The organism is Asticcacaulis sp. AC466 (assembly GCF_000495815.1).
In the GTDB taxonomy this organism is placed as follows: Bacteria; Pseudomonadota; Alphaproteobacteria; order Caulobacterales; family Caulobacteraceae; genus Asticcacaulis.
The window spans coordinates 1-615 of sequence record NZ_AWGE01000053.1 but is presented as its reverse complement, the minus strand read 5'-3'; the positions used below and the strand labels follow the sequence as shown (position 1 = coordinate 615).

1 protein-coding gene is annotated in these 615 nt (G+C 50.6%); it reads right to left on the bottom strand.

The genetic code is table 11. The features are described 5' to 3' along the window. The coding region (locus AEAC466_RS43460; RefSeq protein ID WP_023460304.1) for a phage integrase at positions 1–615 on the bottom strand (615 nt) is incomplete at both ends.

Sequence of the window (615 nt, the reverse complement as noted above, 5' to 3'; positions counted from 1 at the left end):
TTCTTGTACAGCGCTTTACTGATCGGAACGCTGCGGTTCTTTTTACCTTTGGTGCGGATGAAGGTGATCTTATGCGGTGTTATCTGTGACCGGGTAAGGTTTTCCGCTTCTCGCCAGCGTGCGCCGGTGCTAAGACATACCTCAACCACAAGCGGCAAATCAGAATCACCTCTGCTGCATGCTGTTAACAGCTCTGTAATTTGTGCGTGGGTAAGCCACGCCATTTCCTTTTCTGCGACAGTGAACTTGCGCATGTTCTCTAGCGGATTGGGTTGGTTCCATTCGCCAAGCCGGGCAAGCTCGCTGAACATACCGCTTAGGTAGCTTTGTTCAAGATTTACGGTGACTGGTTCTGCGCCGTTCTTCCACTTCTCGGAAAAGTAGACTTCACCGGACAGACGCTTATCACGGTAGTGCGCGAAGTCTTTTGCTGTAAAGGTAGTAGCAGGAGGATCGCCCAGTGCTTCAATCACAAGGCATAGTTTCTTGTAGGTGTTTTCACCAGCTGTGAGGGATTGGCCGTGCAGGTTGTACCAAAGTTTGGCGATCTCGCTCAACTTACGGCGATCTATTGCTTCGCCTAACCACGGCTTGTTATCCACCTGTTCCATGGTA